We start from the raw sequence: 15,152 nt of genomic DNA, 5'->3' as shown, positions 1-15,152 counted from the left end.
TGTCAAGGCCGCCCAGTCGCCCGGAGAGCACTCATGTCGCACCACAGCCACACCTACCGCGTGACCGAGATCGTCGGTTCCTCCCCGGACGGCGTGGACGCCGCCGTTCGCAACGGGCTCGCCCGTGCCTCGCAGACCCTGCGCAACCTCGACTGGTTCGAGGTCACGCAGATCAGGGGGCACTTCGACCAGGGCAAGGTCGGTCACTACCAGGTGGGCCTGAAGGTCGGCTTCCGGCTGGAGGACAGCGCCTGATCCCGGTGCCCGTGCCGGTCAGCCGCGCGGGACCACCGTGGAGAGGGCCTTCGGCAGGGGGTACCAGTCGGCGGTCGCGAAGCTGGCGTGGTTCCTGGCCATGAGGGTGACGCGGGCGCGCGCCTCGGCCTCGGTCGGCCTGGTGCCGTCGATGACGGGCGGCACCTTGTGCGCGTCGGTCATGACCACGAGGTAGTGCCGGTCGTCGTACCAGGCGGTGTCGATGCCGCCCTTGGCGTAGGTGGCGGCGTCGCCGTCGAAGACCACGAACCAGGGGCGGATGGAGGCGTCGGCGTAGCGCGTGCGCGGATCGCCGGCCACCGCGCCGTGCACGGCGGGGAAGGCCCCCGCCCGGCGGAGCCGGCCGGCGGCGGCGAGGTCGCGCAGGTGCGTGGCGTACTCCCGGTCCGTCCACAGCCGGTCGGCGGGGTTGCCCTCCTCCACCGTGCCGGGGATCAGCTCGACGACGAACTTGCCCGCGAGCGCCGACCGGCTGGGCCAGCCGCCGGCCCGTACGGCCCGATCGAGGTCGCCGTGGCCGGCCACGAGGTCGGCGGGCCGGTAGAGGGCGTCGCCGAGCTTCTCGGTGAGCAGGGCGTCCAGCTCGGCGGGGCCGCGTCCGCTGTCCGCGTTGAAGCCGTCCTTCATCTCCACCTTGAGGAAGACGGGCCGGTGGCCGGGGTTGGCGTCGTGCCAGGCCCGGATGTCGGCGAGGCAGCCGGCCAGGGGCTGGTTGCGGGACTTGGTGCGCAGCTCGGCCGGGGACGTGGCACCCTCGCAGTTGTTGGCGTTGCGCACCGGGTTGGCGTGCGAGACGCGGAAGGCGCGCCCGCCGAAGCCGTTCGTCCAGACGTCGAGTTCGAGGAGCGAGGCCCCGGAGTCGAGGGCGTCGGCGAAGTAGGGGTACTTGTCCTGGAGGTAGGCGTTGTGGAGGCCGACGGACGTCGTCGCGGAGTAGGGCGCGGTGGCGGCGCCCGCCGCCGCGCCCGTGGTCCGCGCCCCCGCCGGGGCCACCGTGGTGGCCACCGCCGCCGCTGCCGCCACCGCGACCATTCCCGTACGCGTGACCGCGCGCATGTCCCCCACCGCTTTCGTTCTGTTGTCGCCGTGCCGCATGACGCTGTGACGAATCTCTGTTACGAACGAGGAGCAGGGTACGGGAGTTGATCAAGTGGCGGGAACGGGGGTCGCTCAGCTCGCCCCGTAGACGTCCTCCACATAGCGGCCCGCTGCGGTCAGCTCGCGCAGCCAGGCTTCGCAGGCGGTGGTGTCCGCGCCCGTCCGGCGGGCGTACAGCTCACGCAGGGCCGCGCGGACGCCCGGTGCCATCCGGGCGCCGTCACCGCACACGTACACGCGCGCCCCGGCCTCCAGCAGCGCCCAGACCTCCTCCCCCTCGGCGGCGATGCGGTGCTGGACGTAGCGGATGCCCTCGGCGCCGCCGGGCCGGGGGCCGGCGCTGAAGGCGGGCCGCAGCCAGACCGCGCCCGCCTCCTCGGCGGCGCGCAGTTCGGCCGCGTGCAGGAAGTCCGCTTCCGGTGCGTCGCAGCCGAAGTACAGCAGCGCGGGGGCGAGTTCGGCGCCGGTCGCGAGGAGGGCGCGACGGTCGGCGACCGCGCCCCGGAAGGGGGCGAGGCCCGTGCCCGCGGCCACCATGACGACGGGGGTCCCCGTCCCGTGCGGGATACGGAAGTCCGCGCGGCACGGCTGGACGCGGGCGAGGACGGTGTCGCCCGGCCGGAGGCCGGCGAGGTACCCCGAGCCCGTTCCCCGGTACTCGCCCCGGCCGGAGCGGGCGGGGGCGCGCAGCAAGGAGACCATGAGGTCGAGATGGCCGGACCCCGTGGCGGCCGGCGAGGAGGAGATGGAGTACATCCGGGGCCGCATGGGCGGCAGCAGGTCGGGCACGGCCGCCGGGCCGAGCGTGCCGCGCAGCGCGGGGTGGTCCTCGATCAGGTCCAGGAGGGTGCGCGGGTCGTCGGCGGACAGGGCCCGCAGGGCGGCCTGTTCGGGCGGGCAGGGGTGGCGGTCGGCGAGGGCGGCCAGTTGCCGGGGCGTGGGCCGGTCCTGGAGTTCGACGTGGTGGGTGAGGATCTCCCGTACGGTCAGCGGCCGGTCGAGGACCAGGGTGCCCGGGCCCGGCCGGCCCGGACCGTTCGGCCGCACGGCGAGGACGGTGTCCGGGTCCAGGCCGAGGAGGTCCGCGGCGCGGGCGACGAGGTGCGGGGCGTTGGCGGGGAGCACGGCGAGGTGGTCGGCCGTGCGGTACTCCACCCCGTCGGGGAGGGCGAGCCTCAGGAAGTGCTTGGCGCGCGGGTGCGCGGGTGCGGTGAGGGGGTACGCCTCGGTGACCGTCATGGGCACCATGCCGTGCCGGCCGGCGAGTGCGGTGAGCGGGTCGCCGGTGATCTCGGTGACGGTACAGGCGGGCTGAACAGCGGCGGAGGCGGGGGCGTCCGTCCCGATCGACGCCGGGTCGCCGTGCCGTTCCAGGAGCGCCCGGCGCAGGGCGTGGGCGAAGTCCTCGATCGCGCCGGTCAGATCGCCCGAGGCGTCGGCCTCGGCGCGGGGCAGCAGCCGGGTGGCGCCGAGCTCCGCGAGCCGCTCGTCGAGGAGGGTGGGCACGCGCTGGTAGGTGGCGGCCCAGTTGCGGTCGCCGACGCCGAGGACGGCGTAGGTGACTCCGGTGGCGGCACCCGGTGCGGCCGCCTCGGCCCACCGGGTGAAGGCGGCCGCGTCGTCCGTCGGCCGGCCGTTGTAGGAGGCGGCGACGATGACGACGGGCGCGTCGGTGGGCAGGGCGCCGGCGTGCGCGTCGAGCGGGGCGACGGTGGCGTCGAAGCCGAGGGCGGCGGCCTCGTCGGCGAGGTTGCGGGCGAAGTCGCGGCAGGTGCCGTAGTTGCTGCCGTGCAGGACGAGCAGTCCGGTGCCCTGGCGGGCGCGGGTGGGCCGTTCGTCGCCGTCACCGGGGTCCGTGCGCACGGCGGGGGCGGCGCGGCCGGGCAGGGCGGCGCGGACCCCGGCCCGGTCGGCGGGGGTGCGGCGGGCGAGGGTGAGGGTGAAGCCGTCCGGCTTGAGGGTCAGTGTCTCCTTGATCCGCAGCCGGTAGCCGGTGTGGTCGATGAAGCGGTAGCGGTGCACCAGCAGCCCGAGCAGCATGGTGGCCTCGTGCAGGGCGAACTGCCGCCCGATGCAAGCGCGTTCGCCCGTACCGAAGGGCTTGTACGCGTGCGGGGAGCGGGCCGCCTCCGCCTCGGGGGCGAAGCGGGTGGGGTCGAACAGCTCGGGGTTGTCGCCCCAGACGGCGTCCCGGTGGAGCAGCGGCGTGAGGACGGTGACGCCCTGCCCCGCGCGCAGCGGGTAGCGGCCGCCGAGGAAGGTGTCCTCGCGGGCCTGGCGGCTGAAGGCGGCGGCGGTGGGCCACAGTCGCAGCGCCTCGCTGAGCACCTGCCGGGTCCAGCGCAGCCGCCCGACGTCCTCGAACGTCGGCTCCGGGTCCTCGGTATCGCCCCACAGTTCGTCCGTCTCCCGCTGGGCGAGCCGCAGCGCGACGGGGTCCTTCAGGAGGTGGTGGAGCGCGAAGGACAGCGCCCCGGAGGTGGTCTCGTGGCCGGCGATGAGGAAGGTGATGACCTGGTTGCGGATGTTGGCGAGGTCGAGGGTGGTGCCGTCCACCGGGTGCGGGGCGCCGAGCATGAGGCCGAGGAGGTCGTCGGTGCGGTCGTCCCCGGCGGCCGTACGGGCACTGATGACGTCGTCGACGACCGTGGCGAGGAAGGCGGCGTCCGACCGGAACGCCTCGTCCTCGGCGCTGTGGTCGCCGCCGGGTGCGCGCCCGAGGGCGTTCATGCTCCAGTCCAGGCAGCGCACCATGGCGCCGACGAAGGGGTGCGGCTCCTCGCGGGCGAACGACTCGAAGTCGTAGCCGAACCCGGCGAGGCCGATGGTGTCGAGCGTCATCCGGGTCATGTCCTCGGGGACGTCGACGGGCGTGCCCCGGCCGAGCCGGGCGTCCCAGGAGGAGATGAGGCGGCGGGCGACCCGCAGCATGGCCGGGTGGTAGGCGCGCATCGACCCGAGGGCGAAGGCGGGCATCAGGATGTCGTGGGCCTTGCCCCAGTTGGGCTCGTCGTTGTACGCGGTGAACAGTCCGTCGGCGGCGAACTCGCGGACGTTCTCCAGGGCCGGGCCGACGTATTTGCTGAAGCGTTCCTCGTCGGCGAGCTCGGTGACCAGGTCGAGCGAGCTGACGAAGAGGGTGTCGAGGCCGTTGAGCCTGCGCCGGAAGACCGGGCCGTGCCGGCGGGCCAGCCGCATCGCCTGCTGGACGGGGGTGGCACCGGCACCGACGGCGGAGATGTCCACCACGGGAACGGCACCGTCGCCGGTGCCTGACGGCTCTGTGCCTGGTACCGCTGTGCCTGACGGCTCGACACGTGCGGCGGGCAGGGCGTGCGCGGGCTGCGCGAGGGTCGCGTGGGTCATGCGTCCAGGCTGACCGCCCCGGCGGGGGGTGCCGTCGGCGGCGACTGCATGATTGTGCAGTGGTCCGCGGCGTGCCGCTCTTGCGCGCGAGCACGTCAGGGGCCTCGCAGGAGCACGGTACGAGCGGGAGGCCCGCGGGCATGAGCAGCGACGAGTACATCGCCTGGCGCAACCACTTCCTGCTGCTGCTCGACCGGATCCCGACACCGATCGCCGTCTGCCGGGCGGACGGGGAGATCACCGTCGCCAACCCGGCCATGGCCGCCGAGTGGGGCGCGGTCCCCGGGCGGCTGCGGGGCCGCAATGTGCTGGACCTCTTCCGCCCCCGCGCCACCGCCCAGCTCGACCGGCTCGGTGAGGCGCTGCGGCTGGGCCACCGCTCCCGCTACCGCGTCGAGGTGTGCTGGCCACCGGTGGACGCGGACGGCGCCGAGCGCGAGGGCGAGCTGCTGGTGGACCCGGTCGGCGAGCCGTCCCCGACGTACCCGATGCTGCTGGTGGTGCTGCGGGTGCGGGCGGCCGGACCGCCGCCGCCCGTGGCGCCGCCGGAGGCGGAGGTGAGCGAGGTGGAGGCCCGGATCCTCGCGCTGGCGGCGTCGGGGGCCACGACGGCCGCCGTGGGCAAGGCGGTCGGGCTGACCGTGGACGGGGTCAATTACCACCTGGCCCGGCTCACCCGGCGCTGGCGGGTGAGCAACCGTACGGCGCTGGTGGCCAAGGCGTACGTACTCGGTGTGCTCTCCCCCGGGCGGTGGCCGCCTGTGCCTGCCGGTCAGCGGGTGCGCAGCACGCAGTCGCCGCACATGCCGCCGGAGGGCACCCGGTAGTACAGACAGCAGCTGCGGCGCCGGAAGGACGGCCCGCCGCGGGTGGTGAGCGTGCCGGTGCCGCGCAGCAGCGGGTCCTCGAAGAGGGCCCGGGTGACGGTGACGGCCCGCGCCGCGTCCTCGGGCCGGCCCTGTTCCAGACACCAGGTGTGCAGGACGCGCAGGGAGCCGGCGAGGGAGGAGGCCGCGTTGCCCCACAGCAGCCGCCCGGAGACCGGGACAACCGCGCGGGTGAGGTGGTGCAGGGCGGTCAGCCGGTCGTGCAGGACGCTCGTGGCGATCAGCGGCGCCGGGTCCGTGCCGGGTGGCAGGGCGGCCGGGCGGGGCAGCCAGAGGTCGTCGGGGGCGGTCCGGGCGGGGTGCCACCACAGCGTCGGGCCCGTGAGGTCGGGGACGCCTCCGGTGAGCACGGCGGAGCCGAGGGCGATCGAGAGCAGCCGTCCGGCGATGCCCTGGAAGGCGATGGACGCGGCCACCCGGCGGTCCGTCGTGCCGAGCCGCTCGGCGACGGTCGCCACCCGGGCCCGTACCGCCGGTTCGGCGAGGGGCAGATAGCCGTCTCCGGGCGGGCCGGCGGGGCCGGCGTCGGTACGCAGGGCGAAGAACGGCCCTACGGCGGCGAGGTCGCCGAGGTGCATGGGCGGGTGCGCCTTCCTCAGTCGGTCGTGCGGCGGCCGGGGCGCCCATAGGTATCAGAAGGCGGCCGGGAGGCCGACGGCGGGGTGACAGGTGGTCAACCGCCGCTGCGGGCCGCACGAGGAGGTGGCCGGACACCACGCCCACCATGCGACGCATCCTTGACAGGCTTCCCGCCCCACAGGAGCCTCGACCTGACAACGATGTCATCGGAACATGTGAGGGACGTGGACGATGAGATGGACCGAACGCCCGCGGCCGCGCATCCTGACGGTCGCGCTCGCCCTCGCGGCGATGCTGGGCGGTACCGCACTCGTATCCGCACCGGCGGCCCCCAGGGCCGAGCCCCTCACCGATCTGGTGAACCCGTTCATCGGCACGCAGAACGCGGGCAACACCTTCCCCGGCGCCTCGGTGCCGTTCGGCATGGTGCAGCTCTCCCCCGACACCAGGCGCAACTTCGGCTACGACTACAAGGACGACCACATCCGCGGCTTCAGCTCCGTGCACCTGTCCGGGGTCGGCTGCAACCTCGGCGGCGATCTGCCGGTCCTGCCCACCACGGGTGAGGTGACGGAGACCGACTACGGGCGCTACGCCGCGAAATTCGACCACGCGGACGAGAAGGCGCACCCCGGCTACTACCGGGTCGCTCTGGGGACCGGCATCACCGCCGAGCTGACGGCGGGTGTCCGCACCGGTCACCAGCGCTACACCTTCCCCGCGACGGACAAGGCCAATGTCCTGCTGAACGCCGGACAGTCGATCCACAAGACGGTCTCCACCACCGTCGAGATCCTGGACTCCCGTACCGTCCGCACCACCATCACCGGCCGGGGCTTCTGCCGGGACACCCGCCCGTACACCCTCCACACCCTCACCCGTTTCGACCGCCCCTTCACCGCCTACGGCACCTGGAACGGCGGGACGGTCACCGACCGGTCCAAGCACTCCACCTCCACCGGCCGCAACGGCGCCTGGGTCCGCTTCGACACCACCGCCGACCGGACCGTCGAGGCCACCACCGCCATCAGCTACGTCGACGCGGCGGGCGCGGCGGGCAACCTCCGGGCGCAGCCGGGCGGCTTCGACCGTACGGCCGAGGCCGCGCGCTCCGCCTGGGAGAAGCGGCTGGGTTCGGTACGGGCCGTGGGCGGCGGGAAGGCGCTGCGGCGCGCCTTCTACTCCTCGCTCTACCGCTCCTTCCTCACCCCCAACATCGGCAGCGACGCCGACGGCCGCTACGTGGGCTGGGACCAGCGCACGCACCGCGCCGAGGGCTTCACCTACTACCAGAACTGGTCCCTGTGGGACACCTACCGCACCCAGGCGCAGCTGCTGGCGCTGCTCGCGCCGGGCGAGGCGCGGGACATGGCGCTGTCGGTGCTGCGGATCGACACCGAGAGCGGCTGGCTGCCCAAATGGGGGTACGCCACGGTCGAGACGAACATCATGACCGGTGACCCCGTGACGCCCTACCTCACCAACGCCTATCAGCACGGGCTGCTGAGGGGCCACGAGGAGGAGGTCTACCGGGCGCTGCGCAAGAACGCCGACGGGGTGCCGCCGGCGGAGTCCATGCAGGTGGGCCGGGAGGGCAACGCCGAGTACCTCCGGGACGGTTTCGTCCCCTTCCGGCCCGACGCGCCCGAGCGCAAGCCCGGCGACTCCGACTACCGGCAGGCCGCGTCGGCCACCTTGGAGTACGCGCTCTCCGACGCCGTGCTCGCGAAGATGGCCCGGGGCCTCGGCCACCGGGAGGACGCCGAGCGGTACGCGGCCCGGTCCCTGAACTACCGGAAGCTGCACGACAAGGCCACCGGCTTCTTCCGCCCCCGGGACGCGAGCGGCGCGTTCACCGGGGCCGCCGACCCGGCGAAGAGCCCCGGCTTCCACGAGGGCACGGCCTGGCAGTACCAGTGGCTCGTGCCGCACGACGTGCCGGGCATGGTGGAGCTGATCGGCGGCAAGGAGGCGGCGGACAAGCGGCTGGACGCGTTCTTCGCGTACGACAAGCTGCTCGCCGACCCGGCACGGACCGCGCGCGAGGTGTGGGTCAACGGCCCCTACGCCTACTACAACGCCGACAAGTACAACCCGCAGAACGAGCCGGACCTCATCGCCCCGTACACCTATCTCTCCACCGGCAAGCCGTGGAAGACGACGGACGTGGTGCACGCCGCGCTGACGCTCTTCACCGATACGCCGACCGGGATGACGGGCAACGACGACCTCGGCACGATGTCGTCGTGGATGGTGCTCTCCGCCATCGGGGTGTACCCGGTGCAGCCGGGCGGTGACGTCTGGGGGCTGAGCACCCCGGTCTTCGACCGCGTGGACCTGCGGCTGGACCGGCGCTGGTACCCGAGGGGCGGCTTCGCGGTCACCGCGCCGGGCACCTCGGGCACCGACCGGTACATCCGGTCCGCGCACCTGGACGGCAAGCAGCTCGACCGTACGTATCTGTCGACCGCGGAGCTCCGCCAGGGCCGGCGGCTGGACTTCCGGGTGGGGCCCAGCCCCTCCCGCTGGGGCACGGCGCGCAGCTCCGCGGCGCCCGCCATCGGATGAACCCTCGGCCGGGCGCGGGGCGGCACCTTCCTTCGCCGCCCCCGCTCGGCCATGATGACCGGCCGTCAGCGTCGACGAGAGGACACGAGATGGCCGGGCTCCGGCAAGGCGTACTGCGCCGCAAACCGATCGAGCACATCGAGGAGGCGGAGACGGCCGAGGGCGGTGGGCCCTCCCAACAGCTGACCCGGACGCTGGGCCTGTGGCAGCTCACGGCGATCGGCGTGGGCGGCATCATCGGCGCCGGCATCTTCAGCCTGGCGGGCACCGTCGCGAACGGCACGGCGGGCCCGGCCGTGCTCATCTCCTTCCTGATCGCGGGCGTGGCGAGCGCGGCCGCCGCGTTCTCCTACGCGGAGTTCGCGGGCCTGATCCCGCGCGCCGGGTCCGCCTACACCTACGGCTACGTGGTGCTGGGCGAGATCGGCGGCTGGTTCATCGGCTGGGACCTGCTGCTGGAGTACACGGCGATCGTCGCGGTTGTGGCGATCGGCATCTCCGGATACATCAACTTCCTGCTCGGGGAGATGAACGCGGAGCTGCCCGCGTGGATGCTGGGCGCCCCGGGCACCGGGGACGGGCACCGGGTGGACCTGTTCGCGGCGGTGCTGTGCCTGCTGATCGCCTATCTGCTGACCATGGGCATCAAGAACGCGGCCCGCTTCGAGACCGTGGTCGTGGGGCTGAAGATCCTGGTGGTGCTGCTGGTCGTCGTGGTGGGCTTCTTCCACGTCAAGTCCGACAACTACACGCCGTTCTTCCCCTTCGGCATCAGCGGCGCGTTCACAGGAGCCGCCACGGTCTTCTTCGCGGTGTTCGGGTACGACGCGATGTCCACGGCGGCCGAGGAGTCGAAGGACGCGCAGCGGCACATGCCGAAGGCGATCATGTACTCGCTCGCGGTGTCGATGGTCCTCTACGTCCTGGCGTGCCTGGTGCTCACCGGCATGCAGCCCTTCAACGAGATCGACAAGGAGAGCGGCTTCTCCACCGCGTTCAAGTCGGTGGGGCTGACCGGCATCGCGGACGTCATCGCGGTCGGCGCGATCATCGGCATCCTGACGGTGATGTTCACCTTCATGCTCGGGGTGACCCGCGTGTGGTACGCGATGAGCCGTGACGGGCTGCTGCCGAAGTGGTTCGCGAAGACACATCCGACCCGGCACGTGCCGACGCGGGTGACCTGGATCGTCGGTGTCGCGTCGGCGGCGATCGCGGGCTTCGTACCGATCGGCGAGGCGGCGGAGCTCACCAACATCGGCATTCTGCTGGCCTTCGCGGTGGTGTGCACCGCCGTCATCGTGCTGCGCTACAAGCGGCCGGACCTGCCGCGCAGCTTCCGCTGCCCGTGGGTGCCCTTCGTCCCGGCGGTCGGGGTCGCCGCGTCGATCTGGCTGATCACCTATCTGGCCTGGCAGACCTGGGTGCGGTTCGCGATGTGGTTCGCCGTCGGGCTGGTGGTGTACTTCGCGTACTCCTACCGCAATTCGGAGCTGGCCAAGGCGGAGCGGGCGGCCGGCCGCCGGGACTGACGCGCCCTCTTCCCGCGGAGCCCTATTTCAGCAGGCGGGAAAGCCTCCGGTCCGCGAGAGGCTTCCCGCCCGTCTGGCAGGTGGGGCAGTACTGGAGGGAGGAGTCACGATAGGACACCTCCCGGATCGTGTCACCGCAGACCGGGCACGGCTGCCCGGTCCTGCCGTGCACCCGCAGCCCGCTCTTCTTCTCCGCCTTCAGCTCCCCGGCGGCGTGCCCGCGCGAGCGCTCCAGCGCGTCGCGCAGGGTGGCGCCGAGGGCCGCGTAGAGCGCCGAGGTCTCCTCCTCCGTGAGGCTCGCGGCGAGTTTGAAGGGGGACATGCGCGCGGCGTGCAGGATCTCGTCGGAGTAGGCGTTGCCGATGCCGGCGATCACGCTCTGGTCCCGCAGGACGCCCTTGAGCTGCCGGCGCTCCTCGCGCAGCAGCCCCGCGAACACCTCCAGGGTGAACTCCGGTGCCAGCGGGTCGGGGCCGAGCCGGGCGATGCCCGGCACCTCCGAGACGTCGCGGACGCAGTACACGGCGAGCCGCTTCTGGGTGCCGGCCTCGGTGAGGTCGAAGCCGTCCCCGCCGGGCCCCGCGAGGCGCACCCGGAGGGCCAGCGGCCCCTTGCCGGGCCGGGGCGGGGCGTCCGGCAGCGGGTCCCGCCAGCGCAGCCAGCCCGCGCGGGCGAGGTGGAGGACGAGGTGGGGGCCGTCGGTGACCAGATCGAGGAACTTGCCGTGCCGGCGCACCCCGACGACCGTGCGGCCCTCGACATCGGTCAGCGGCGGGTCGTACGTCTTCAGCACGCTGACCGTCAGCGGCAGCACCCGCTCGACCGTCCGGCCGACGAGGTGCTCGGTGAGGAAGCCGGCCAGCGCTTCGACCTCGGGCAGCTCCGGCATGCTTCCAGTCTGCCGCAGCGGGCCGGGGCGGCAAGTCAGCGCACGGGCACCGCCCAGTCGACGCGGTAGCCGGTGAGCCAGTCGGCGCTGCCGTCCCTTTTCTCCGCGACCTGGCGGGCCACCTCGGCGTCACGCGCCCGCCGCTCCTCGAAGGTGGGCGACAGCCGGCCCGCCATCTCGGCACTGAGCGCGACGGCCCGCTCGACGCGCTCGCGGCGCAGCCGCTCGTAGGCGGCGAAGGCCCGCCGCGCGTCGGGGAGGTCGCGCAGGCAGCGGGCGAGGACGACGGCGTCCTCGATGGCCAGGGAGGCGCCCTGCGCGGCGTTGGGCGCGGTGGCGTGGACGGCGTCCCCTATGAGGACGGCACTCCGGCCGTGCCAGACGGGGGTGGTGGGGATGTCGTAGGCGTTCATGCCGACGATGGCGTCGCCGGTGGCCGCGGCGATGGCGGCGGCGGGCGTGCGGTCGGCGGCGAAGGTCTCGACGACGCGGCGGCGCCAGTGGTCCGGGCCGGCGGCGAGGCCGTCGGCGGGCAGCTCGGCGCCGGGGATGTTCGCGAACCAGTACGTCGTGCCGTCCGGTGCGGTGGTGCAGCCGAAGAACCCCTGCCGTCCGTAGATCATGCGGTAGGTGTGCGGCGGGGCGGGGTCGGCGGTGTCCCGGGTGCGGCCGCAGACGGTGAGCTGGCCGGTGTGGCGCGGCGGCGGCGCGGCGGGGTCGAGGAGGGTGCGGGTGCGGGAGTGGATGCCGTCGGCGCCGATGAGCAGATCGCCCTCGGCGCGGGTGCCGTCCGCGAAGAACGCCACGACCCGGCCGCCCGGGGTGGTCGTGGCGTCGACGAGGCGTTTGCCGTACTCGACGCGGATGCCGCGGCGGACGGCCTCGTCGCGCAGGGCGCGGTAGAGGGCGGCGCGCTGGAGGGTGCGGGGGCTCAGGGCCGGCTCCGCCGTGCCTGCGAGGGGCCGGGCGCCGAGCGGCACGCCGGTGTCGGAGAGGAACTCGGCCGTCTCGGCGGGGAAGGAGTGCGCGCGCACGGGAGCGTCGGCGCCGATGCTGCGCAGCGCGGCCAGTCCGTTGGCGAACAGGATGAGGAACGACCCGAGATGGTCGGCGCCGGTGGGATACGCCTCGTGGACGGTCGCGTCGAAGCCGGCTTTCCGCAGGGCCATCGCGGCCACGGGTCCGGCGATGCCCCCGCCGATGATCAGAGCGTGCGCCATGGTGCTCCGTTCCGACGCCTCGCGTGCGGTCGAACGCTTGACCAAAAGCGTAGCGGGCCGGGGTGCGGTGCTCCAGAGTGCGTGCCACCGGGTCCGGGGCCGCTCAGCCGCCTCCCCGCAGCGCTTCGGCGAGGTAGGGCGCGGTGACGCTGCCGGCGGCGCCCGCCACGTCCCGTGGGGTTCCGGCGGCGACGATCCGGCCGCCCTCGGCCCCGCCGCCGGGCCCGAGGTCGATGACGTGGTCGGCGCCCGCGGCCACGGCCATGTCGTGCTCGACGACCACCACCGTGTTGCCGGCGTCGACCAGTCCGTGCAGCTGCCGCAGCAGCAGTTCGGTGTCGGCGGGGTGCAGTCCGGTGGTGGGCTCGTCCAGGAGGTAGAGGGTGTGTCCGCGGTGGGTGCGCTGGAGTTCGGTGGCGAGCTTGATGCGCTGCGCCTCCCCGCCGGACAGCTCGGTGGCGGGCTGGCCCAGGCGCAGATAGCCGAGGCCGACGTCCTGGAGCGTCCGCAGGCCGCGCAGCGCGGCCGGCACGTCGGCGAGGAAGCCGGCGGCCGCTTCGACGGTCATGTCGAGGACGTCGGCGATGGTCGCGCCCCGGTAGGTGATCTCCAGCGTCTCGGGGTTGTAGCGCGCGCCCCGGCAGGCGGTGCAGGGCGCGTACGTACCGGGCAGGAAGAGGAGTTCGACGGCGACGAAGCCCTCGCCCTGGCAGACCTCGCAGCGCCCGGCGACGACGTTGAAGGAGAAGCGGCCGACGGTGTATCCGCGGGCGCGGGCCTCGTCCGTCGCCGCGAAGACCTTGCGGACGGCGTCGAACAGGCCCGTGTAGGTGGCGAGGTTGGAGCGCGGGGTGCGGCCGATGGGCCGCTGGTCGACCCGGACCAGGCGGTCGATCGCCGCGAGTCCCTCGGCGGCCGCGGCGGCGGGGCCGTGCTCCCTGGGCTCACCGGTCTCACCGTCCTTCTCCTCGGTGCCGGTGTGCGCGCCGACGACTTCCGCGAGCACCTGGCTGACCAGCGTCGACTTGCCCGACCCGGACACACCGGTGACGGCGGTGAAGACCCCGAGGGGGAACTCGGCGTCGAGGTCGCGGAGGTTGTGCCGGGTGACGCCGCGCAGCCGCAGCGAGCCGGAGGGGGTGCGGGCCGCGCGAGGGGCCGGCGGCGGCGCGTCCGGGAAGACGAACCGCCGGGTCGCCGATTCCGCCACCTCCGCGAGCCCCGCGACCGGCCCGCTGTGCAGCACCCGCCCGCCGTGTTCCCCGGCCTGCGGACCGACGTCGACGATCCAGTCCGCGCGGCGCACGACGTCCATGTGGTGCTCGACGACGAACAGCGAATTGCCCGCGGCCTTGAGCCGGTCCAGGACGGTCAGCAGGGCGGCGCTGTCGGCGGGGTGCAGCCCCGCCGACGGCTCGTCCAGGACGTACACGACGCCGAACAGCCCGGAGCGCAGCTGGGTGGCGAGCCGGAGCCGCTGGAGCTCACCGGCGGAGAGGGTGGGGGTGGGCCGGTCCATGCCGAGGTAGCCGAGGCCGAGTTCGGTCAGCACCTCGATGCGGGCGACGAGGTCCTTGGCGAGCGTCGCGGCGACACCGTCGCGGTCGCCGTCGTCCGTGGCGGCCGGTCGCAGCACCTCCGCGAGCCCCGACAGGGGCAGCGCCGCCAGCGCGGCGATGTCCCGTCCGGCGAAGGTGACGGCCAGCGCCTCGGGCCGAAGCCGCCGCCCGCCGCACGCCGGGCACGGCCCGCTCACCAGGTGCCGCTCGGCGCGCGCCCGCAGCGCGGCGCTCTTGGAGTCCGCGAAGGTGTGCAGGACGTAGCGCTTGGCGCTCATGTACGTGCCCTGGTAGGGGCGTTGGATCCGCTCCGCGTCCCGTACGGGGTGCACGGTGACGACCGGCTGCTCGTCGGTGAACAGGATCCACTCGCGGTCGGCGCGCGGCAGCTCGTGCCACGGCCGGTCGACGTCGTGGCCGAGCGCGGCCAGGATGTCGCGGAGGTTCTTGCCCTGCCACGCACCCGGCCAGGCGGCGATCGCCCCGTCCCGGATCGACAGCGACGGATCCGGCACCAGCGACTCCTCCGTCACCCGGTGCACCCGCCCGAGCCCGTGGCACTCGGGGCACGCCCCGGCGGCCGTGTTGGGCGAGAAGGCGTCGGAGTCGAGCCGCGCGGCCCCTTCGGGGTACGTACCGGCCCGGGAGAACAGCATCCGCAGCGAGTTGGACAGCGTGGTCACCGTCCCGACGGAGGACCGCGACGTCGGCGCCGACCTGCGCTGCTCGAGCGCGACGGCGGGCGGCAGCCCGGTGATCTCCTCGACCTTCGGCGCGCCGACCTGGTGGATCAGCCGCCGCGCGTAGGGGGCGACGGATTCGAAGTACCGCCGCTGGGCCTCGGCGTAGACGGTCCCGAAGGCGAGCGAGCTCTTGCCCGATCCGGAGACCCCGGTGAAGACGACGAGGGCGTCCCGGGGGATGTCCACGTCGACACCCCGCAGATTGTGCACCCGGGCACCCCGGACACGTACGTACCCCGCCGACGGGTCGTCGGGGAGGGCCGGGTCGTTCATCGGGGTCATCTCCGCGGTTCGCGTGGGCCTGGCCGGCAGATCTTCGACTATAGGCTGCCTGTTCCGTTCGCGGCGGCGGGCGCCCTGCGGGCGCGTCCTCAATCGCCGGACGGGCTGCGAATGCAGCCCGTCCGGCGATTGAGGACACCGCCGCGCAGCGGA

10 protein-coding genes are annotated in these 15,152 nt (G+C 73.7%); 4 read left to right on the top strand and 6 right to left on the bottom strand.

Going from position 1 to position 15,152, the window contains the following annotated elements; genetic code table 11:
- Nucleotides 1-33 precede the first annotated feature (33 nt).
- Complete coding sequence (locus tag JO379_RS29155) at nt 34-255, top strand: dodecin (RefSeq protein WP_130881205.1); 222 nt, start codon at nt 34-36, stop codon at nt 253-255.
- An 18-nt stretch (nt 256-273) separates the two neighbouring features.
- On the opposite strand, the gene JO379_RS29150 is transcribed toward JO379_RS29155, so the two are convergent.
- On the bottom strand, nt 274-1,332 hold the full coding sequence (locus JO379_RS29150) for a phosphatidylinositol-specific phospholipase C domain-containing protein (protein WP_209517719.1): 1,059 nt from the start codon (nt 1,330-1,332) through the stop codon (nt 274-276).
- Between the two features lie 114 nt (nt 1,333-1,446).
- Nucleotides 1,447-4,740, bottom strand: a complete 3,294-nt coding sequence (locus JO379_RS29145) for a bifunctional cytochrome P450/NADPH--P450 reductase (protein ID WP_209517717.1) — start codon at nt 4,738-4,740, stop codon at nt 1,447-1,449.
- Between the two features lie 140 nt (nt 4,741-4,880).
- Here JO379_RS29145 and JO379_RS29140 point away from each other — a divergent pair, with 140 nt between their 5' ends.
- Nucleotides 4,881-5,567, top strand: a complete 687-nt coding sequence (locus JO379_RS29140) for a PAS domain-containing protein (RefSeq protein WP_130881208.1) — start codon at nt 4,881-4,883, stop codon at nt 5,565-5,567.
- On the opposite strand, the gene JO379_RS29135 is transcribed toward JO379_RS29140, so the two are convergent.
- On the bottom strand, nt 5,513-6,205 hold the full coding sequence (locus JO379_RS29135) for a (2Fe-2S)-binding protein (protein WP_209517714.1): 693 nt from the start codon (nt 6,203-6,205) through the stop codon (nt 5,513-5,515). The two genes, JO379_RS29140 and JO379_RS29135, sit on opposite strands and share 55 nt — an antisense overlap.
- 232 nt (nt 6,206-6,437) lie before the next feature.
- On the opposite strand from JO379_RS29135, the gene JO379_RS29130 reads away from it, so the two are divergent.
- Complete coding sequence (locus JO379_RS29130; RefSeq protein WP_209517712.1) at nt 6,438-8,774, top strand: GH92 family glycosyl hydrolase; 2,337 nt, start codon at nt 6,438-6,440, stop codon at nt 8,772-8,774.
- An 89-nt stretch (nt 8,775-8,863) separates the two neighbouring features.
- Nucleotides 8,864-10,306 carry an amino acid permease gene (locus tag JO379_RS29125; protein WP_130881211.1) on the top strand — a complete coding sequence of 481 codons (1,443 nt, stop codon included), beginning with the start codon at nt 8,864-8,866 and terminating at the stop codon, nt 10,304-10,306.
- 22 nt (nt 10,307-10,328) lie between these two features.
- Here the strand turns inward: JO379_RS29125 and JO379_RS29120 are convergent, their stop codons facing one another.
- The 3 genes from JO379_RS29120 to JO379_RS29110 form a co-directional block, all read right to left on the bottom strand.
- Nucleotides 10,329-11,195: an Fpg/Nei family DNA glycosylase gene (locus JO379_RS29120; RefSeq protein WP_130881212.1), complete on the bottom strand. Its 867-nt coding sequence runs from the start codon at nt 11,193-11,195 to the stop codon at nt 10,329-10,331.
- Nucleotides 11,196-11,230: 35 nt separating this feature from the next.
- Entirely contained in the window at nt 11,231-12,415 is a 1,185-nt protein-coding gene (locus tag JO379_RS29115) for an FAD-dependent monooxygenase (protein ID WP_130881213.1), read from the bottom strand.
- 103 nt (nt 12,416-12,518) lie between these two features.
- A complete protein-coding gene (locus tag JO379_RS29110; protein WP_209517710.1) occupies nt 12,519-14,990 on the bottom strand; it encodes an excinuclease ABC subunit UvrA in 2,472 nt (823 codons plus the stop codon).
- Nucleotides 14,991-15,152: the final 162 nt, after the last annotated feature.

The organism is Streptomyces syringium (assembly GCF_017876625.1).
Classification (GTDB): domain Bacteria; phylum Actinomycetota; class Actinomycetes; order Streptomycetales; family Streptomycetaceae; genus Streptomyces; species Streptomyces syringius.
The sequence above is the reverse complement of the archived record's forward strand: the minus strand, read 5'-3'. Positions and strand labels throughout refer to the sequence as shown.